Origin of the sequence: Streptomyces sp. NPDC020996, assembly GCF_040641355.1 — a bacterium.
GTDB lineage: Bacteria > Actinomycetota > Actinomycetes > Streptomycetales > Streptomycetaceae > Streptomyces.
On the sequence record NZ_JBFADM010000102.1, the window covers coordinates 1 to 19,226 of the forward strand.

Genomic DNA, 19,226 nt, shown 5'->3' on the forward strand with positions numbered 1-19,226 from the left:
GATCGACCGGGAAGGGGTAGCCGGACCGAGCCCCAGAACGCCTCGCCCCTGCTCTGGCCGTCGTGGTGCGGTCGCCCCGGCTCACTCGTACAGCAGGTAGTGCCGGCGCGTCCGGCGGAACGCGGCCAGCTCCGCCTGCCAGTCGGCCACCACCTCGTCGGTGTCCGCGCCCGCGTCGATCAGCGTCCGCACCCGCGCCGAGCCGGTGAGCTTGTCGATCCAGCCGTCGGAGCGCCAGGCGAAGCCGTCGAAGACCCGCTTCGCGGTCACCAGCAGGGCGATCCCGGTGCGCACCGGGTCGAAGACCGCGCGGTCGTGCACATGGACCTGCACACCCCCGACGGTCTTCCCCTGGTACTTGGAGAAGGCCGGCGCGAAGTACGCCTCCCTGAAACGCACACCGGGCAGGCCCAGTTCGTTCACGGCGGCGGCCCACCCGCCGTCCACGCCGTCGGCGCCCAGCAGTTCGAACGGCCGGGTCGTCCCGCGCCCCTCCGACAGGTTCGTCCCCTCCAGCAGGCACGTCCCCGAGTAGACCAGGGCCGTGTCGGGGGTCGGCATGTTGGGGCTCGGCGGCACCCACGGCAGCCCGCAGGCGTCGTAGAACCACGACCGCCGCCACCCCGTCATCGTGACGGTCTCCAGCTCCACCGGAGCCGTCAGGAACTCCCCGTTGAACAGCCGCGCCAGCTCGGCGACGGTCATCCCGTGCGCCTGCGCGACCGGCTGCCGCCCGACGAACGTCGCGAACTCCTTGTGCAGCACCGGGCCGAGGGCCGCCCGCCCGGTCACCGGGTTCGGCCGGTCCAGCACCACGAACCGCTTGCCCGCGAGCGCCGCCGCCTCCATGCAGTCGTACAGCGTCCAGATGTACGTGTAGAAGCGCGCGCCGACGTCCTGGATGTCGAAGACGACGGTGTCCACGCCGGAGGCCGTGAAGACGTCGGCGAGCGGCTGACCGCTCTTCAGGTACGTGTCGTAGACGGGCAGTCCGGTCGCCGGGTCGTCGTAGCGGCCCTCGGAGCCGCCCGCCTGCGCGGTACCGCGGAAGCCGTGCTCGGGGCCGAAGACGGCGACCAGGTTCACCCGCCCGTCGGCGTGCATGACGTCGACGACGTGCCGGACGTCGCGGGTGACGCCGGTGGGGTTGGTGACGATGCCCACCGGCCGTCCGTCGAGGAGCGCGTAGCCGTCCGCGGCCAGCCGCTCGAATCCGGTGCGCAGGGGTGCCCGGTGGGGGGCCGCGGCGGCGGGGGACGCCGCCGGGAGGGAGGTTGCCGCCGTTGCCGCTGCTAAAAGAGCTCGTCTGGAAAGGCGCATGGGAGGCACGGTAGGGGCCGGCGCCGGTCGCGGGAACCCCTTCCCTGCCACATACCGACCGGTTAGTCTGGCGTGGCCGCAGAGCCGCAGTCGAAGGAGACCGATGGTGGAAGCCGTTCAGGGTGCCGGTGTGGTCGTCACGGGGGCCGGGGGAGGCATCGGCGCGGCGCTCGCCCGCCGGTTCGCCGCCGAAGGGGCCCGGGTCGTCGTCAACGACCTGGACGCCGGCCGGGCCGAGGCGGTCGCCGGGGAGATCGGCGGCATCGCGGTGCCGGGCGACGCCTCCGCGATCGTGGCCGACGCCCGCGACGCGCTCGGCGGCACGGTGGACGTCTACTGCGCCAACGCCGGCGTCGCCCTGGAGGACGGCGACCTCGAACGGCCCGTCGACGAGAAGTCCTGGGGACTGGCCTGGGACGTGAACGTCATGGCGCATGTGCGGGCGGCGCACGCGCTGCTGCCGGCCTGGCTGGAGCGCGGCAGCGGACGTTTCGTGTCCACCGTCTCCGCCGCCGGCCTGCTGACGATGATCGGCGCCCCCTCCTACAGCGTCACCAAGCACGGCGCCTACGCCTTCGCCGAGTGGCTGTCGCTGACGTACCGCCACCGCGGCCTGAAGGTGCACGCCATCTGTCCCCAGGGCGTCCGCACCGACATGCTGTCCGCCACCGGCAGCGCGGGCGACCTGGTGCTCAGGCCCACCGCGATCGACCCGGCGGACGTCGCCGACGCCCTGTTCAAGGGGATCGAGGAGGACCGCTTCCTGATCCTGCCGCACCCCGAGGTCGCCGCGTTCTACCAGGCCAGGGCCGCCGAGCCGGACCACTGGCTGACGAACATGAACCGCATCCAGCAGAAGTGGGAGGAGCTGCGGTGACCGGCTCCCGCTACGCGGCCAAGCCCTGGCTCGCCCTGCTGAACGACGCCCAGCGCGCCCCGGTCGACCCCGCCGACTCCCTCGTGCACGCCCTCGCCCGGTCCGTCGCCGAGGCCCCCGACCGCACCTTCCTGACCTACTTCGACGGGCGCCTCACCTACCGCGAGACCGACGAGCTGAGCGACTCCGTCGCCGGTCACCTCGCCGCCCGCGGGCTGCGGCGCGGCGACCGCGTGGCGATCCTGCTGCAGAACTCCCCGCACTTCGTGATCGCGCTGCTCGGCGCGTGGAAGGCGGGCGCGATCGTCGTGCCGGTGAACCCCATGTACAAGTCGGGAGAGGTCGCGCACGTCCTGCGGGACGGCGAGGTGGCCGCGCTGGTCTGCTCCGACCGGGCGTGGGAGTCGTACCTGCGCGAGACGGCGGCCGGCTCGCCGGTGCGGATCGTGCTCACCGCCTGCGAGCTGGACTTCCAGACCCGCGGCGACGCGCGCGTGCTGGCCTTCGAACGGTTGCCGCAGGCCGCGGACGCCGACGACCTGACCGCCGTCGCCCGGGCCGGTCACCCGGCCCCCGGAGTCCGCGCCGCCGGCCCGGCCGACATCGCGCTGATCAGCTACACCTCGGGCACCAGCGGCACCCCCAAGGGCGCCACCAACACGCACGGCAACATCATGTACAACGCCGAGCGGCAGCGGACCGGCCTCGCCCTGCCCGAGGCGCCCGTCTACTACGCCCTGGCGCCCCTGTTCCACATCACCGGCATGGTCTGCCAGCTCGGCGCCTGCCTCGTCAGCGCGGGCACGCTCGTGCTGACGTACCGCTTCGAGGCGGGCGTCGTCCTGGACGCGTTCGCCGAGCACCGGCCGCACTTCACGGTCGGCCCGTCGACCGCCTTCATGGCGCTGGCCGCCCACCCGGCCGTCACCCCGGACCACTTCTCCTCCTTCGCCGTCATCTCCTCCGGCGGCGCCCCCGTGCCGCCCGCGCTGGTGGAGAAGTTCCGGGCCGGTTTCGGGCCGTACATCCGCAACGGCTACGGGCTCACCGAGTGCACCGCGCCGTGCGCCTCCGTGCCGCCGCACCTCGAGGCGCCGGTGGACCCGGCTTCGGGCACGCTGGCGGTGGGGCTGCCCGGCCCCGAGACGGTGGTCAGGATCGTCGACGACGAGGGGCGGGAGGTGCCCTTCGGGGAGCAGGGCGAGATCGTGGTGAGCGGGCCGCAGGTGGTGCCCGGCTACTGGCGGCGCCCGGACGCCACCGCCGAGACCTTCCCCGCGGGCGAACTGCGCACCGGCGACATCGGCTTCATGGACCCGCGGGGCTGGCTGTACGTCGTCGACCGCAAGAAGGACATGATCAACGCGTCCGGCTTCAAGGTGTGGCCGCGCGAGGTCGAGGACGTCCTCTACACGCACCCGGCGGTGCGCGAGGCCGCCGTCGTCGGGGTGCCCGACGGCTACCGCGGCGAGACCGTCAAGGCGTACGTCAGCCTGCGTCCGGGCGCCGGGACGGACCCGGACGAACTCGCGGTGTACTGCAAGGAGAGACTGGCCGCCTACAAGTACCCGCGGCAGGTGGAGATCCTGCCCGACTTGCCGAAGACGGCAAGTGGGAAGATCCTCCGGCGGGAACTGCGTTCTCGCAGGCAGAGCAGCCGGTAGAACCACGGAAAGGCAGGTGGCGGCAGTGCCCAGGACGACGGACGGTGACGGAGCACCCGTTCCACAGCGGCTTCTGGCCGCCGCCACCCGGCTTTTCGCCGACCGGGGGTACGACCGTACCTCCGTGCAGGAGATCGTCGAGGCGGCCGGCGTCACCAAGGGGGCGCTGTACCACTACTTCGGCTCCAAGGACGACCTCCTGCACGAGGTGTACGCGCGCGTGCTGCGCCTCCAGCAGGAGCGCCTCGACGCCTTCGCGGACTCCGGCGAACCGGTCGAGAAGCGGCTGCGGGCCGCGGCGGCGGACGTCGTCGTCACGACGATCGAGAACCTGGACGACGCGTCGATCTTCTTCCGCTCCATGCACCACCTGAGCCCCGAGAAGAACAAGCAGGTGCGTGCCGAGCGCCGGCGCTACCACGAACGCTTCCGCGCGCTCGTCGAGGAGGGCCAGGAGGCGGGCGTCTTCTCCCGGGCGACCCCGGCCGATCTCGTGGTGGACTACCACTTCGGCTCCGTCCACCACCTGTCGACCTGGTACCGCCCCGACGGCCCGCTCACCCCGCAGGAGGTCGCCGACCACCTGGCCGACCTGCTGCTGCGGGCCCTGCGCCCCTGAGGCCCCGGGCTCGCCCGTCGGAGCCGGTCAGGCGGCGGTCCACTGGTCGAGGAGACGCCGGGTGGAGACGGTGTTCGGGTGCGCGGCGCCGAGCACCCGTTCCATGTCGCGTACGACCGCGGTCAGCTCCTCCAGTGCGGCGCTGCGGTCGGCGCCCGGCCTTTTGTGCCGCATGACGGCCAGCGAACCGCGGGCGATCAGGGCCATCTGGTGGTCCGCCCCCAGCTGCTGGGTGCCGACGGTGACGGCCTGCCGGTACACCTCCCGGGCGGCTTCGGTGTCGCCGTCCTCCTTCAGTCACTCGGCGAGGACGATGCGGGCCGCCAGGGCCTCCGGGTCGCCGGGGCCGAGCGCCGCGTTCATCTCCTCGCTCAGGTCCTCCATGGCCGCGACGCGGTCGGGCACGCGGCTGTGCTCGCTCCGCAGTTGCGGCGCGATGAAACGCGCCTGAAGCGTCAACGTGTGGTCGTCCCCCAGGGCCGCGGCGAGGTCCGGCACCAGGGCCTCCAGCTGCTCCACCGCGGGACCGGTGCTGCCCTGCTGGGCGCATTGCACGGCCGACGCCAGACGGGCCCGGAGGAGCGACTCGTCGTCCGGCCCGAGCCGCCACTGCGCCGGCGCCAGCCCGAACGGCACCTCTCGGTGGGCGATCCTGACCAGCAGGGTGAGCGTCACGGCGCACCCCAGCAGATACCACAGGAGGTCGTCGATCGGCAGCACCACCGAGCCGGCCATGGCCACGAGCAGACCGGCCACGGGCCAGCGCCAGGCCTTCGGCGGGGAATGCGAAAGGGGCGGCCGCCCAGTGGCGGCCGCCCCAACTCCCTTGCGGTCAGGGGTACTTCCGCAATCAGAGGTACTTCTTCAGCTCCCGCCGGGCCAGCGACCGCTGGTGCACCTCGTCCGGGCCGTCGGCGATCATCAGGGTCCGCGCGGCGGCGTACAGCTCCGCCACCGGGAAGTCCTGGCTGACGCCGCCCGCGCCGTGCAGCTGGATCGCCCGGTCGAGGATGTCGACGACCGCGCGCGGGGTGGCGATCTTGATGGCCTGGATCTCGGTGTGCGCGCCCCGGTTGCCGACGGTGTCCATCAGCCAGGCCGTCTTCAGCACCAGCAGCCGCAGCTGCTCGACGGTGACCCGGGCGTCCGCGATCCAGTTGTGCACCACGCCCTGCTGGGCCAGCGCCTTGCCGAAGGCCTGACGGGACACCGCCCGGCGGCACATCAGCTCGATCGCCCGCTCGGCCATGCCGATCAGCCGCATGCAGTGGTGGATGCGGCCGGGGCCGAGCCGGGCCTGCGCGATGGCGAAGCCGCCGCCCTCCTCGCCGACCAGGTTGGACACCGGCACGCGCACGTGGTCGAAGACCACCTCCGCATGGCCGCCGTGGTAGTGGTCCTCGTAGCCGAAGACCTTCATCGCGCGGGTGACGGTGACGCCCGGGGTGTCCCGCGGGACCAGCACCATCGACTGCTGGCGGCGGATGTCGGGGCCGTCCGGGTCTGTCTTGCCCATCACGATGAAGATCTTGCAGTGCGGGTCCATCGCGCCGGAGATGTACCACTTGCGCCCGGTGATGACGTAGTCGTCGCCGTCCCGCTCGATCAGCGTGGTGATGTTCGTCGCGTCCGACGAGGCCACCTCCGGCTCGGTCATCGCGAACGCCGAGCGGATCTCGCCCGCCAGCAGCGGCTCCAGCCACTGCTTCTTCTGCCGCTCGTCACCGAACTGCGCGAGCACCTCCATGTTGCCGGTGTCCGGCGCCGCGCAGTTCGTCACCGTCGGCGCGAGCTGCGGCGAGCGGCCGGTGATCTCGGCGAGCGGGGCGTACTGGAGGTTGGTCAGGCCGGCGCCGTACTCGGCGTCGGGCAGGAAGAGGTTCCACAGCCCCTGCCGGCGTGCCTCGGCCTTCAACTCCTCGACCACGGCGGGGGTGTCCCAGGGGGAGGCCAGCGCGGCGCGCTGCTCCTGCGCCACCGCCTCGGCCGGATAGACGTACTCGTCCATGAAGGCGAGCAGTTTGGCGCGCAGCTCCTCGGTGCGTGCGTCGAACGCGAAGTCCATGGCCAGTCAGCCTTCCTGGAGTCCTGCTTGAAGAGTCGTCAGACCGTGCTCGATGAAGACCGGGACCAGATCGCCGATGCGGTCGAAGCCGCGGCCGACCGTCTGGCCCAGGGTGTAGCGGTAGTGGATGCCCTCGAGGATCACGGCGAGCTTGAACCAGGCGAACGCCGTGTACCAGGAGACCGCGGAGACGTCCCGCCCGGAGTGGGCGGCGTAGCGCTCGATCAGCTCGGCCGGGGACGGGTGGCCGGGGGCCTCGGCCGTGGTGGAGACGGGGGAGTCGGGCATGCCCAGGGGCGTGCTGTACATCACCAGCAGGCCCAGGTCGGTGAGCGGGTCGCCGAGCGTCGACATCTCCCAGTCGAGGATCGCCTTGATGACGTCGTCGTCGCCGATCAGGACGTTGTCCAGCCGGTAGTCGCCGTGCACGACGGTCGGCGCCGGGGAGACGGGCAGCCGCCGGCCGAGCGCCGCGTGCAGCTCGTCGATGCCGGGCAGCGCGCGGTTGCGGGAGGCGTCCAGCTGCTTCCCCCACCGACGCAACTGCCGGTCCAGGAAGCCCTCCGGGCGCCCGAAGTCCGCCAGGCCGACCTCGGCCGGGTCCACGCCGTGCAGCTCGACCAGCGTGTCCACCAGCGACAGCACCGCCTGCCGGGTGCGCTCCTCGCCCAGCGGGGCGAGCTGGTCGGCGGTGCGGTACGGGGTGCCCTGGACGAACTCCATGACGTAGAACGGCGCCCCGAGCACCTCCTCGTCCTCGCACAGCAGCACCGGGGCCGGCACCGGTACGTCCGTCGGGTGCAGCGCGCTGATCACCCGGTGCTCGCGCTTCATGTCGTGGGCGGTGGCGAGGACGTGCCCGAGCGGCGGCCGTCGGACGACCCACTTCGAGACGCCGTCTTCGACCGCGTACGTGAGGTTCGACCGGCCGCCTTCGATCAGCCGGCCGGTCAGGGGGGCCTGCACCAGGCCGGGCCGCTCGCGGTCGAGCAGGCCGCGCAGCCGGTCGAGATCGAGACCTGGCGGATGGTCGGGGCTCATCGGTGCTCCTTACGCGCGCGTGAACATGACTGACGCGACCATCATGCCGACTGGTCGGTATGCCGTCCAGTGCGGGCGCCCAACGTGATCGGAACCACGGCAGGCCGGTCCCGGGAAGGCATTAAGTCCTGAGTCCTTAAGTCCTTAAGTCCTTAAGTCCTTGAGTCCTATAGGACGAGCGCCGCGCCGCACAGCGCCAGGGCCACGGTGCACAGGACCGCCGCCGCGGCGTGGCGCGGGCCGAGCGCGGACGGGCCGGGCGCCGCGGCGAGGGCGCGGATGCGGAGGTGGGCCAGCAGCAGGAACACCGCCCACAGCAGGCAGCACAGCGCGCCCACGGCGATGCCGGAGGCGGAGGGGCCTTCGTGCAGGGCCGTCTTCACGGCGAGGACGGCGACGGCCGCGCTGGACAGGGTCGTACGACGCCAGGCCAGCCGGGTGCGCTCGGGCTGCAGCCCGGGATCCCGCTCCCGGCCCGCGGGCGCGCTCACCCCTCCCACCCGACGAGCACGACGACGACCATCGCGACGGCGACGACGGCGACCACCACGCCCAGCACCGCCGGGAACCGCGACACCGGCAGATCCTCGCCCCGCCGCATGGCCCGCTCGCAGCGCACCCAGTGGTTGACCGCGCGCAGCGCGCACAGCACGCCCGCCCCCAGCAGTGCGAGCGCCAGCCCGACGCGCCAGCCCCAGCGCAGATCGGGCAGGAACTGGTCCACCGCGAAGCCGCCGCCGATCAGCGCGAGCCCGGTGCGCAGCCAGGCCAGGAAGGTGCGTTCGTTCGCCAGCGAGAACCGGTAGTCGGGGGTCCTGCCCTCGTCCCGGATCCGCTCGGGGGCGAACCACAGGCGGACGTTCCGTACCCATGCGTCGATCACGCCGCGACCTTATCGGGCTCCCCCGCAGACAGCGGGCTCCCCGGAAGCGCCGGGTGTCCCGGAGGCGCCGGGCTCCCCGCAGGCGCCGGGTCAGCCCATCGACCGGTACGCCTTCAGCCGCTCGTACGCCGCCAGGCCGTCCGGCGTCCACTCCCACTCCGTCAGCCGCCGCTCCACCTCGTCCTCCGTCAGGAACGCGTGCCAGGCCACCTCCTCGGCCTGCGGGCTGACCGGCATCTCGCAGCGCACCTCGTACACCGCCGACCACCAGCTGCGGCCCGCGCCGTCGTCGTAGAGGAACTTGAACAGGAACCGCGGGCTCGGCAGGCCGCTCACGCCCAGTTCCTCCTCCGCCTCGCGCAGCGCCGCCTCGTCGTAGGACTCGCCGGCCGCGACCACGCCGCCGACGAACATGTCGTGGAGGGAGGGGTAGACCAGCTTGGTCGGGGTGCGGCGGTGGACGAAGACCCGGCCCTCGGCGTCGCGGGCCAGGATGAAGGCGCAGCGGTGGCGCAGGCTCCTGGCGTACGCCTCGCCGCGCGGGGAACGGGCGACGACGCGGTCGTTCTCGTCGACGATGTCGATGATCTCGTCAGCAGCGCTCATGGGATCATCCAAGCAGCACGCCGCTCGCGGGGTCACCGGAGCGGCACCCAGTTGATGGGGTCACCGGAGCGGCACGCCCGGGGACCGGGTCGGTCACTGCGGTTGCAGGTCGCGGACCCGTTCCGGCTTCGCCGTGCCCGTGGGCATCGCCGGGTGCAGCCCGAGCAGCACGATGCCCGTGACGATCGCCGCGAGCCCGGCCGCCTCCCAGGCCAGCGCCCCGGTGTCGGTGCGCAGCCGGTCGCCGAGGAAACCCACCCCGCACAGGATGCCGGCCAGCGGCTGGGCCGCGGTCAGGGCCGGCAGGGACATCCGCAGGGGCGCGGTCTCGAAGGCGCTCTGCACCAGCACCAGGCCGGTGACGCCGAGCGCCAGCACGCCGTACGGCTGCCAGCCGGTGGCCAGCTCGGTGAGGCCGCCGGCGGAGAAGCGCTGGCCGCTGATCCGGGTGAGGGCGTCCTGGACGCCGTAGAGCAGGCCCGCCGCCAGGGACAGCAGGACCGGCGCCGAGCTCAGGCGCGAGCGCTTGGCGCAGGCGGTCAGCAGCAGCGCGAGCCCGACCACGGCGCCGATGATCAGCCAGTGGCGCAGCGGGTCGGCGACCGCGGTGCCGCCGCGCGGCTCGCCCGCCACGATGAAGGCGGTCACCCCGCCCGCCAGCAGGGCGAGGCCCGCCCAGCCCTGGCGGCCCAGCGGCTGCCCGGTCTGCCTGCGGGAGAGCGCGAGAGCGAACAGCAGGTTCGTGGCGAGGAGGGGCTCCACGAAGGAGACCTCACCCTGGCCGAGCGCGACCGCGCCCAGGGCCATGCCCGCCACCATGAGCCCCGTACCGCCCAGCCAGCGCGGCACCCTCATCAGGTCGAGGAGCAGCCGAGGCGAGAGGAAGTCGCTCAGCGGCGCCCGCTGGGCCGCGTTCTGCTGGAACACGAATCCGAGGCCCAGGCAGCAGGCAGCGCTCACGGCGAGAAGGAGAACCAGAACCGACACGCTGCGTACCTCGATCAGTTCGGCCGGGCTACGGGGCGGGTAGTGGCCGACTGTAGCGTCCCGGGGCACGGGCGTGCCCCGGGAGCCGGCGAAAACATCGACCCGGCCACGGCGCGCCGCCCGGTCGGGGCGCGGGGCGTGACCGTGCCGCCATGGTCCGACGCCCTGACCGGCCGCGCCATGGCGTACGCCACACGGCGGGACGGGGCGTACGCCACACGGCGGGTCGGGACGCACCGGCGTCACGGCCGGGCCGCCCGGCAAGTGCTCCCGCAGGCAGGGACGTTGACGCGAGTAACGGGAGTCCGGGCCTTGACGTGAGTCTTTGCTGAGGGTTTGCTGTGCGTGATCATTCGACGGCAAACCGGAACCCCGACGCGAGCCGCGTCGCGTGAGGAAGTCCCGCGGTGTCCCCACCCCCGCCATCCCTCGGCAGGGGCCGCAAAGGCGCGGCCCAGGCCCTTGACGCCGCCCTGGACGACGACGAACTCGTCGCGGCGAAGGCCTCGTTGGCGCAGGGACGGTGGCAGGCCGCCCGCTCCCTGCTGGCGCACACCGGCGACGACTGGGACCGCCGCGGCCACCGGGTGACCGTCCTCGCCCTGGAGCCCTACAGCTCCGCCTGGGCCCGGGACTGGATGTTCACCGAACCCGGCTGCGCCGACGCCGCCGTACTGCTCGCGATGTCCCTGGTGCAGCGGGCGCTGCGGGGCAAGGAGAGACCGGACCGTGCCCGCGAGGCCTGCCGGGCCGCCGCCGCGCGCCTGCCCGCCGACCCCACCCCGTGGCTGGGGATGCTGATGCTGGAACGCGCCTCGGGCGCCGACGACGAGGTCGGACGCCTCTTCGGCGAGATCCGCGGCCGGTACGCCGACCACCACCACGCCCACCACCTCATGGTCGCCCGCCTCGCCGAGCGCCACGCCGACGCCGGCCCCGACCCGCTGCACGAGGTCTACGACTTCGCCGACTGGGCCGCCGCGCAGGCCCCGGCCGACTCGCCGCTCGCCGTCCTGCCGGTCGTCGCGCACGCCGAGCGCTACCGCGCGCTGGCCACCGCCGGGCACGAGCCCGCCGACCCGGCCGCCTCGCGGCACTGGAGCGGGCATCGGGCCCGGCAGGTGCTGAAGGCCGCCTTCGACTGGTGGCTGGAGTGGGAGCACGAGGGCCACCCGCGCCGCCTGATCGACCTGAACTACCTCGCCCACGCCAAGGTCTGCGAGGGCAGCGGCGCGGAGGCCGCCGCCCTGTTCCACCGCATCGGCGAGCACGCCACCCCGGCGCCCTGGTCCTACCCCGGCCGCGACCCCTACCCCGCCTTCCGCGCCGCCCGCGCCGCCGTGCTCGGCCGGGGATGACCCGCGGGGCCCGGCCGGGGTGCCGACGGCCGGCGAAGAGATGACGGAACTCTGACGGGCACCCGCGTTCCCTGGCCCGGCCGGGGCCGCGGGTGCTCGAATGGAGGGGTGAACTCCGAACCGCCCGAAGAAGGCGGCGCACCGGTCGGCCGCCGCGTCTTCCTCGGCACCCTCGGCCTGGGCGCCCTCGGCGTCCTCGCGGCGCCCACCCTGCAGCGCGGCCTGGAGGCGTTCCTCGGCGGCGCCGCCGACAAGGACCCCACCGGCCTGACCGGGCTGCTGCCCAACGGCGGCGGCTTCCGCTACTACTCGGTCGCCTCCTCCGTACCGCACAAGAGCGCCGCCGACTACCGCCTCACCGTCGGCGGCCTGGTCGAACGCCCCGCCTCCTACACGCTCGCCGAACTGCGCGCCCTGCCGCAGACCCGGCTGGTCAGGGACGTCCAGTGCGTCACCGGCTGGCGGGTGCCCGACACGCCCTTCGAGGGGGTGCGGCTGTCCCGGCTGCTCGACGCCGCCGGAGTGCGGGCGGGGGCCGGGGCGGTGCGCTTCACCTGCTTCGACGGCGCCTACACCGAGAGCCTCACCCTCGACCAGGCCCGCCGCGCGGACGTCCTGGTCGCCCTGCGCATGCGGGACGAGGACATCGGCCACGCCCACGGCGGCCCCGTCCGCCTCTACGTGGCGCCCATGTACTTCTACAAGTCCGCCAAGTGGCTGTCCGGCATCACCGTCACCGAGGACGTGCGGCCCGGCTACTGGGAGGAACGCGGCTACGACGTCGACGCCTGGGTCGGCCGGTCGAACGGGCGGGACGATGACCCCACGAGCTGAGGCGAGGACGCCGCCGGTCGCCGAGGTCCGCCGGTTCGGCCCGGTCCAGCGGTGGGTGCACCGCACCACGGCCGCCCTGATGGGCGTGTGCGTGGTGACCGCGGCCTTCCTCTACGTCCCCGAACTCGCCGAACTCGTCGGCCGCCGCGAGCTGGTCGTCCGCGTCCACGAGTGGGCCGGGCTCGCCCTGCCCGTGCCCGTCCTGGCGGGCCTGTTGTCCCGCGGCTTCCGGGCCGACCTGGGCCGGCTCAACCGCTTCGGCCCCCACGACCGGCTCTGGCTGCGCGCGGCCCTGCGCCGCGACAAGCGCCGCTCCGCCCGCCCGGCGGCCAAGTTCAACGCCGGGCAGAAGGTCTACGCCGCCTGGATCGCCGGGGCGACGCTGGTGATGCTGGGCACCGGCCTCATGATGTGGTTCACGCATCTCACGCCGATCCGGTGGCGCACCGGCGCGACCTTCGTCCACGACTGGCTGGCCCTCACCGTCGGCGTCGTCCTCGCCGGCCACATCGGCATGGCGCTCGGCGACCCGGAGGCCCGGCGCGGGCTGCGGACCGGGACGGTCAGCCGCGAGTGGGCCGACCGGGAGCACTCCCTGTGGCGCTACTGACGGCGGGCAGAAAGGAGAGGGGCCGGAGCCGCGGCGGGGGGCCCCCCCCCCCCGGCCCCGGTGCATGACGGTCCGTCAGCCCATGTGCGGGTAGGTGTAGTCGGTCGGCGGGACCAGCGTCTCCTTGATGGCGCGGGTCAGCGTCCAGCGCAGCAGGTTCTGCGGGGCGCCGGCCTTGTCGTTCGTGCCGGAGGCACGGCCGCCGCCGAAGGGCTGCTGGCCGACGACGGCGCCGGTGGACTTGTCGTTGATGTAGAAGTTGCCGGCCGCGAAGCGCAGCTTCTCCATCGTGTACGCCGCCGCCGCGCGGTCGTTCGCGATCACCGAGCCGGTCAGCGCGTAGTCGGACACCGACTCCATCTGGGTCAGCATCTCGTCGTACTTGTCGTCCTCGTAGACGTACACGGCGAGGAACGGGCCGAAGTACTCGGTGCGGAAGACCTCGTTGTCCGGGTCGGTGCACTCGACGACGGTCGGGCGGACGAACCAGCCGACCGAGTCGTCGTAGCTGCCGCCCGCGACGATCGTGCAGCTGGGGTCCTGCTTCGCGCGGTCGATGGCCGCCTTGTTCTTGGCGAAGGCCCGCTCGTCGATCACCGCGCCCATGAAGTGGGACAGGTCGGTCACGTCGCCCATCGTCAGGCCGTCGACCTCGGCCGCGAACTCCTCCTTGAAGCCGGAGTTCCAGATCGACGCCGGGAGGTAGGCGCGCGAGGTGGCGCTGCACTTCTGGCCCTGGTACTCGAAGGCGCCGCGGGTCAGCGCGGTCTTCAGCACCGCGCGGTCGGCGCTCGGGTGGGCGACGAGGAAGTCCTTGCCGCCGGTCTCGCCGACCAGGCGCGGGTAGGAGCGGTACTTCTCGATGTTGTTGCCGACCGTCTTCCACAGGTACTGGAAGGTCTTGGTCGAGCCGGTGAAGTGGATGCCCGCGAGGTCACGGTGGTTCAGGGCGACCTGGGAGACCTCGACGCCGTCGCCGGTGAGGAGGTTGATGACGCCCTTGGGCAGGCCCGCCTCCTCCAGCAACTGCATGAGCAGCACGGCCGCGTGGGTCTGGGTGGGGGACGGCTTCCAGATCACCACGTTGCCCATGAGGGCGGGGGCGGTGGGCAGGTTGGCCGCGATCGCGCTGAAGTTGAACGGCGTGATCGCGTAGACGAAGCCCTCCAGCGGGCGGTGGTCCAGGCGGTTCCAGACGCCCGGGGAGTTGGCCGGGGGCTGCTCGGCGAGGATCTGGCGGGCGTAGTGGACGTTGAACCGCCAGAAGTCGACCAGCTCGCACGGGGAGTCGATCTCCGCCTGCTGCGCGGTCTTCGACTGGCCCAGCATGGTGGAGGCGGCGATGGTCTCCCGCCAGGGCCCGGCGAGCAGTTCCGCGGCACGCAGGATGATCGCCGCGCGGTCGTCGAACGACATCGCGCGCCAGGCGGGCGCGGCGGCGAGGGCCGCGTCGATCGCGTCGCGCGCGTCCTGCTCGGTGGCGTGGCGGAGGGTGCCGAGGACGGCCTTGTGGTTGTGCGGCTGGACGACCTGGAAGGGCTCGCCGCCGCCCATCCGCTTCTCGCCGCCGATGGTCATCGGCAGGTCGACCGGGTTCTCGGCCAGTTCCTTGAGCTTGGCCTCCAGGCGCTGACGCTCGGGCGAGCCGGGGGCGTAGCCGTGCACCGGCTCGTTGACTGGGGTGGGGACCTGGGTCACAGCGTCCATGAGATCCGTAACTCCTTGTACGTGAGCGGGTGTTCGGGTTCAGCCCGTGGTGAGCGTGGAGCGCAGGAAGAAGCGCAGGTTGGCCGGCTTCTCCGCGAGGCGGCGCATGAAGTAGCCGTACCAGTCGGTGCCGTAGGCGGTGTAGACGCGCATGCGGTGGCCCTCGGCGGCCAGCCGCAGGTGCTCCTCGCCGCGGATGCCGTACAGCATCTGGAACTCGTACTCGTCGAGCTTGCGCCCGGCGCGCCGGGCGAGTTCCTGGGCGATGGAGATCAGGCGCGGGTCGTGGGAGCCGATCATCGGGTATCCCTCGCCCTCCATCAGGATCCGCAGGATCCGGACGTACGCCCGGTCGATCTCGTGCCTGCGCTGGTGCGCGACCGAGGCGGGCTCCTTGTACGCCCCCTTCACCAGCCGCACCCGGCTGCCGTTCGCGGCGAGCCGGCGGGCGTCGTCCTCGGTGCGGAAGAGGTAGGCCTGGATCACGCAGCCGGTCTGCGGGAAGTCCTCGCGCAGCGCGTCGTGGACGGCGAACATCGAGTCGAGGGTGGTGTGGTCCTCCGCGTCGAGCGTCACGGTCGTGCCGATCGCGGCGGCGGCCTCGACGACGGGCCGGACGTTGCTCAGCGCCAGTTCGTGGCCGTCCGCCAGCGCTTGGCCGAACATGGACAGCTTGACGGACAGCTCGACCCGGGGACCGAGTTCCAGGTCCTTCAGACGGTCGACGAGCTCCAGGTACGCGTCCCGGGCCGCGGCGGCCTGCCCGGGCGTGGTGATGTCCTCGCCGACGACGTCCATGGTCAGCTCCAGGCCCTTGCCGGTGAGGTCCTGGATGACCGGCACGATGTCGTCGACGGTCTCGCCGGGGATGAAGCGGTCGACGACCTGCCTGGTCCCCGGGGCCGCCGAGATCAGGCGTCGCATCCGGTCGCTGCGCGACGCGGCGAGAATCACGGGACCCAGCACGGGGCACCTCCACAACAAGGCCAGAAGGGGGCCGGACCCGGCGAGCGGGCACGGCACGGAGTACCACCGTGAAACCTAAGGATCCCTCCGATCGTCGGCCATCGACAGCTGTCACGCATCCGTGCCGCAGATCTCAGACAGATGTATGAAAGGTTCGCCCGGCATGCGGGACAATGCCCGGGTGACCTCGGACTACAAGGGCGACTACCAGGAGCTGGTCGACGAGATCTCCGAGCTGCTGGGCGCGCCCGCGACGCTGGAGAACCGGGACTTCGAGCTGATCGCCTTCGGCGCCTACGACAGCGAGCGCGACCTCGACGCGTCGGCCCTGGACCCGGTGCGCACCCGCTCGATCCTGTCCCGGCGCTCCACCCCGGCGGTGCGCACCTGGTTCGAGGGCTTCGGCATCACCCGCGCGACCGGCCCGGTGCGCATCCCGCCCAGTCCGGAGGCCGGGGTCTACCGCGGGCGCATCTGCCTGCCGGTACGCCACCGGGGGGTGGTGCTCGGCTACGTCTGGCTGCTGGACGACGATCCGGGGCCGACCGAGCGGCAGCTGGACGCGGCCATGGCGGTGACGGCCCGGATCGGCGCGCTGCTCGCGGACGAGGCGCAGCACGGCGCCGACCTCACCCGGGAGCTGCGGGCGGTGCTGACCGCCGAGCGGGGCTGGCAGCGGGAGATGGCGGTGGCGGAGCTGCGCACCGCCCTCGGCGCCCGCGCGGACGGCCCGCATACGGTGGTGTGCGTGGCCCCCTGGCCCTCGGCCGACCCGGAGGACGCGCCCTCGGTGCGGACGGTGCCGGGCGCGACGGCGCTGTGCACGGTCCCCTGGGGGACGGCGTCCCGGTGCCTCGCCCTGCTGGTCCGGCTGCGCTCCGCCGACGCCCTGACCGCGGCGACGTCGGCGGCGGCACGGCTGCTGGAGCGGGCGGGGCGGCCGGCCGGGGCGGACTCCGGCCCGGCGGCCGGGGTCGCCGCCGCGCGCACCGGGCTCGCGGACCTGGGCGCGGCCTGGCGGGAGGCCGCGGCGGCGGCCCGGGCGGCGCTCGCCGAGCCGCGGCTGGGCCCGGTCGCCGAGTGGGCGCGCATCGGGCCGTTCCGTCTGCTGACGTCGCTGCCCCCGGACGTGGCCCGCGACCCCGCCGTGCACGCCCTGCTCTCCCCCGCGCACCGGGAGCTGGCCCGCACCGCCGAGGTCTACCTGGACCGCGCGGGCCAGGCCGGCCGCACCGCCGCCGAGCTGGGCATCCACCGCCAGACCCTCTACTACCGCCTCTCCCGCGTGGAGCAGCTCACCGGCCTCGACCTGGACGACGGCGAGGACCGCCTGCTGCTGCACATGACCCTGAAAGCAGCCCGGCTCTGACCGCCCGCCCGGCCCCGACTCCCCTCGGCCGGATCGCCACGGCCGCCCCGCTCAGGGCGCCTTCCCTGCGCCCTCGATCACCCGGCGCAGGCCCTCCGTCAGGCGGTCGGCGTCGGTGGCGGAGCCGGGGTCGAAGAGCCACTGGACCATGAGGCCCTGCAGCAGGGTCTGGTAGAAGCGGCCCTCGGTGTCGACGGTCTCCGGGTCGAGTTCGTCCTCGGGGACGCCCGTGAAGAGCGGCACGATGCCGGAGCGGCCCTGCTCCTGGGCCTCGACCAGCAGCTTGCGCACCTCCGGGAGCCGGTCGCCCTGGAGGATCAGTTCGAAGGTGAGCAGCCAGATCGGGCGGGACTCCGGAAGCGTGCGGATGACGTTGCCCCACACCTCCCGGAACCGCTCCAGCGACCCCGGCGGAGCCGTCGTCGTACCGCCGGCGCCCCAGCCCGGGTCGAAGCGGTCGCCCATCTCCTCGATCAGGGAGACGTACGCCGCCACCAGCAGCGCGTCCTTCGACCCGTAGTGGTACCCGATCGAGGCCAGGTTGGTCCCCGACTCCTTCACGATGTCCCGCGCCGTCGTGCGCAGGAACCCCTTGTCGAGCAGGCAGCGCTTGGCGCCCTCGAGCAGATCCTCACGGTGTCCCATGCCCACACCCTAGCGCCGTTCCATACATCCGTCCTAGACGACTGATTTATACGCTCGTACTAGACAAGCGTTTTATACGTCCGTACAGTCACCGGCATGACGAACTCGACGAGCACCGCCACCACTTCGGCCGGCCGGCGCGCCGGCCGCCGCGAATGGACCGCGCTGGGCGTGCTGATGCTCCCGTTGCTGCTGGTCTCGATGGACGTCTCCGTCCTGTACTTCGCCATCCCGGCGATCAGCGCCGATCTGCGGCCGAGCGGCACCCAGCAGCTGTGGATCTTCGACATCTACGCCTTCGTCCTGGCCGGCCTGCTGATGACGATGGGGTCGCTCGGCGACCGCATCGGCCGCCGCAGGCTCCTGCTGGTGGGCGCGGCCGCCTTCGGCGCCGCCTCCCTGGTCGCGGCGTACGCCGACAGCGCCGGGACGCTGATCGCGGCGCGCGCGGTCCTCGGCGTCGGCGGCGCGACCCTGATGCCGTCGACGATGGCGCTGATCCGCACGATGTTCACCGACCCCGCCCAGCGCGCGAAGGCGATCGGGCTGTGGTCCGGCGTGATGACGGCCGGGGTCGCGCTCGGCTCGGTGCTCAGCGGCGTGCTGGTCCAGTTCTTCTGGTGGGGTTCGGTCTTCCTGGTGAACCTGCCCGCGATGGCGCTGCTGCTGGTCCTCGGTCCCCTGCTGCTGCCGGAGTCGCGCGACCCCGCCCCCGGCCGCTTCGACTGGCCGGGCGTCCCGCTGTCGATGGCCGCCGTGCTCCCGGTGATCTACGGCCTGAAGGAGATCCCGTCCGAGGGCTGGAACGTCCGGTACGTCGTCTCGATCACCGTCGGCCTGCTCTTCGCGGCCGCCTTCGTCCACCGCCAGCGCACCGCGGCCTCACCGCTGATCGACCCGGTCCTGTTCCGCGGCCGCGGCTTCGCCCCGTCCGTGGTCCTCAACCTGGTCGCCTCGTTCGCGATGATGGGCTCGGCGTTCTTCACCACGCAGTACCTGCAGTCGGTGCTCGGCAAGAGCGCGATGGAGGCGGCCCTGTGGGCGCTGCTGCCCTCGGTGCCGATCGGCATGGCGGCCCCGGCGGCGACCGCGCTCGTCCAGAAGGGCGTCGACCGCGCCCACGTCGTCGCCGCGGGCTTCGCGATCGCCGCGGCCGGTTACGCGATGCTGGTCCTCACCGGCACGGACTCCATGTGGCTGCTGCTGGCCGCGTGCGGTGTCCTGGCCTCCGGGATCGTCATGGTGATCTCGCAGATCACGGACCTGGCGATGGGCAGCGCCCCGGTGGAGCGGGCGGGTTCGGCGTCCTCCCTGATGGAGACCGGCGCGGAGTTCGGCGGCGCGCTCGGCATGGCGGTCCTCGGCTCCATCGGCACGGCGGTCTACCGCCACGACATCCCGGCCTCGGCTCCGGACGCGGCCCGCGAGACGCTGGGCGGCGCGCTGGCGGTCGCGGACGGCGTCCCGGGGCTGGCGACGGCGGCCCGCGAGGCGTTCACCGCCGGGATGCACGGGGCGGCGATCGCGGGGGCGGTCCTGCTGGCCGGGGCGATGGCGCTGGCGACGACGACCCTGCGGAAGACCGGGGCCGCGGCCGGAGCAGAGGCCGGAGTCGGGGAGAGCTGAGGGTCCGGGAAAACGCCGGACGGGCCGAGGAGAATGCTCCTCGGCCCGT

Annotated in this window: 20 protein-coding genes; 8 read left to right on the top strand and 12 right to left on the bottom strand. The window is 73.0% G+C overall.

Annotated features, from left to right (window positions below; all coding sequences use genetic code 11):
* Window positions 1–81: 81 nt before the first annotated feature.
* On the bottom strand, window positions 82–1,320 hold the full coding sequence (locus AB0G63_RS37305; protein ID WP_360759748.1) for a DUF1343 domain-containing protein: 1,239 nt from the start codon (window positions 1,318–1,320) through the stop codon (window positions 82–84).
* Between the two features lie 103 nt (window positions 1,321–1,423).
* On the opposite strand from AB0G63_RS37305, the gene AB0G63_RS37310 reads away from it, so the two are divergent.
* Genes AB0G63_RS37310 through AB0G63_RS37320 form a run of 3 tightly spaced genes read left to right on the top strand, consistent with a single transcriptional unit; the run spans window position 1,424 to window position 4,480 of the window.
* On the top strand, window positions 1,424–2,197 hold the full coding sequence (locus tag AB0G63_RS37310) for an SDR family NAD(P)-dependent oxidoreductase (RefSeq protein ID WP_360759751.1): 774 nt from the start codon (window positions 1,424–1,426) through the stop codon (window positions 2,195–2,197).
* Window positions 2,194–3,861, top strand: a complete 1,668-nt coding sequence (locus tag AB0G63_RS37315; protein WP_360759754.1) for an AMP-binding protein — start codon at window positions 2,194–2,196, stop codon at window positions 3,859–3,861. The genes AB0G63_RS37310 and AB0G63_RS37315 overlap by 4 nt, the downstream gene beginning before the upstream one ends.
* Before the next feature lie 25 nt (window positions 3,862–3,886).
* Entirely contained in the window at window positions 3,887–4,480 is a 594-nt protein-coding gene (locus AB0G63_RS37320) for a TetR/AcrR family transcriptional regulator (RefSeq protein ID WP_360759757.1), read from the top strand.
* A 27-nt stretch (window positions 4,481–4,507) separates the two neighbouring features.
* On the opposite strand, the gene AB0G63_RS37325 is transcribed toward AB0G63_RS37320, so the two are convergent.
* The 8 genes from AB0G63_RS37325 to AB0G63_RS37360 form a co-directional block, all read right to left on the bottom strand.
* Complete coding sequence (locus tag AB0G63_RS37325; RefSeq protein ID WP_360759760.1) at window positions 4,508–4,741, bottom strand: hypothetical protein; 234 nt, start codon at window positions 4,739–4,741, stop codon at window positions 4,508–4,510.
* Window positions 4,742–4,777: 36 nt separating this feature from the next.
* Window positions 4,778–5,236, bottom strand: a complete 459-nt coding sequence (locus tag AB0G63_RS37330; protein ID WP_360759763.1) for a hypothetical protein — start codon at window positions 5,234–5,236, stop codon at window positions 4,778–4,780.
* A gap of 94 nt (window positions 5,237–5,330) precedes the next feature.
* A complete protein-coding gene (locus AB0G63_RS37335) occupies window positions 5,331–6,545 on the bottom strand; it encodes an acyl-CoA dehydrogenase family protein (protein WP_360759765.1) in 1,215 nt (404 codons plus the stop codon).
* A gap of 6 nt (window positions 6,546–6,551) precedes the next feature.
* On the bottom strand, window positions 6,552–7,586 hold the full coding sequence (locus AB0G63_RS37340) for a phosphotransferase family protein (protein ID WP_360759768.1): 1,035 nt from the start codon (window positions 7,584–7,586) through the stop codon (window positions 6,552–6,554).
* A 167-nt stretch (window positions 7,587–7,753) separates the two neighbouring features.
* On the bottom strand, window positions 7,754–8,077 hold the full coding sequence (locus AB0G63_RS37345; protein WP_360759771.1) for a DUF202 domain-containing protein: 324 nt from the start codon (window positions 8,075–8,077) through the stop codon (window positions 7,754–7,756).
* Entirely contained in the window at window positions 8,074–8,466 is a 393-nt protein-coding gene (locus AB0G63_RS37350) for a DUF202 domain-containing protein (RefSeq protein ID WP_360759803.1), read from the bottom strand. The genes AB0G63_RS37345 and AB0G63_RS37350 overlap by 4 nt, the downstream gene beginning before the upstream one ends.
* A gap of 93 nt (window positions 8,467–8,559) precedes the next feature.
* On the bottom strand, window positions 8,560–9,075 hold the full coding sequence (locus tag AB0G63_RS37355) for an NUDIX domain-containing protein (protein ID WP_360759774.1): 516 nt from the start codon (window positions 9,073–9,075) through the stop codon (window positions 8,560–8,562).
* Between the two features lie 93 nt (window positions 9,076–9,168).
* Window positions 9,169–10,062 (bottom strand): DMT family transporter, encoded by an 894-nt coding sequence (locus tag AB0G63_RS37360; RefSeq protein WP_360759777.1) that lies wholly within the window; start codon window positions 10,060–10,062, stop codon window positions 9,169–9,171.
* A 407-nt stretch (window positions 10,063–10,469) separates the two neighbouring features.
* On the opposite strand from AB0G63_RS37360, the gene AB0G63_RS37365 reads away from it, so the two are divergent.
* The 3 genes from AB0G63_RS37365 (at window position 10,470) to AB0G63_RS37375 (ending at window position 12,864) form a co-directional block, all read left to right on the top strand.
* On the top strand, window positions 10,470–11,420 hold the full coding sequence (locus AB0G63_RS37365) for a hypothetical protein (protein WP_360759780.1): 951 nt from the start codon (window positions 10,470–10,472) through the stop codon (window positions 11,418–11,420).
* A 108-nt stretch (window positions 11,421–11,528) separates the two neighbouring features.
* On the top strand, window positions 11,529–12,254 hold the full coding sequence (locus tag AB0G63_RS37370; RefSeq protein WP_360759783.1) for a molybdopterin-dependent oxidoreductase: 726 nt from the start codon (window positions 11,529–11,531) through the stop codon (window positions 12,252–12,254).
* Window positions 12,238–12,864 (top strand): cytochrome b/b6 domain-containing protein, encoded by a 627-nt coding sequence (locus tag AB0G63_RS37375; RefSeq protein WP_360759785.1) that lies wholly within the window; start codon window positions 12,238–12,240, stop codon window positions 12,862–12,864. Before AB0G63_RS37370 ends, AB0G63_RS37375 begins: the two co-directional genes overlap by 17 nt.
* Window positions 12,865–12,939: 75 nt before the next feature.
* On the opposite strand, the gene pruA is transcribed toward AB0G63_RS37375, so the two are convergent.
* Window positions 12,940–14,571 (bottom strand): L-glutamate gamma-semialdehyde dehydrogenase, encoded by a 1,632-nt coding sequence (gene pruA / locus AB0G63_RS37380; RefSeq protein ID WP_360759788.1) that lies wholly within the window; start codon window positions 14,569–14,571, stop codon window positions 12,940–12,942.
* A 39-nt stretch (window positions 14,572–14,610) separates the two neighbouring features.
* Window positions 14,611–15,537, bottom strand: coding sequence for a proline dehydrogenase family protein (locus tag AB0G63_RS37385; RefSeq protein WP_360759791.1), 927 nt, complete (start codon window positions 15,535–15,537; stop codon window positions 14,611–14,613).
* A gap of 163 nt (window positions 15,538–15,700) precedes the next feature.
* On the opposite strand from AB0G63_RS37385, the gene AB0G63_RS37390 reads away from it, so the two are divergent.
* Window positions 15,701–16,906 carry a helix-turn-helix domain-containing protein gene (locus AB0G63_RS37390; protein ID WP_360759794.1) on the top strand — a complete coding sequence of 402 codons (1,206 nt, stop codon included), beginning with the start codon at window positions 15,701–15,703 and terminating at the stop codon, window positions 16,904–16,906.
* Between the two features lie 51 nt (window positions 16,907–16,957).
* Here AB0G63_RS37390 and AB0G63_RS37395 read toward each other — a convergent pair whose 3' ends face one another.
* On the bottom strand, window positions 16,958–17,551 hold the full coding sequence (locus AB0G63_RS37395) for a TetR/AcrR family transcriptional regulator (RefSeq protein ID WP_360759797.1): 594 nt from the start codon (window positions 17,549–17,551) through the stop codon (window positions 16,958–16,960).
* A gap of 96 nt (window positions 17,552–17,647) precedes the next feature.
* Here AB0G63_RS37395 and AB0G63_RS37400 point away from each other — a divergent pair, with 96 nt between their 5' ends.
* Window positions 17,648–19,177, top strand: a complete 1,530-nt coding sequence (locus tag AB0G63_RS37400) for an MFS transporter (protein WP_360759800.1) — start codon at window positions 17,648–17,650, stop codon at window positions 19,175–19,177.
* Window positions 19,178–19,226 lie beyond the last annotated feature (49 nt).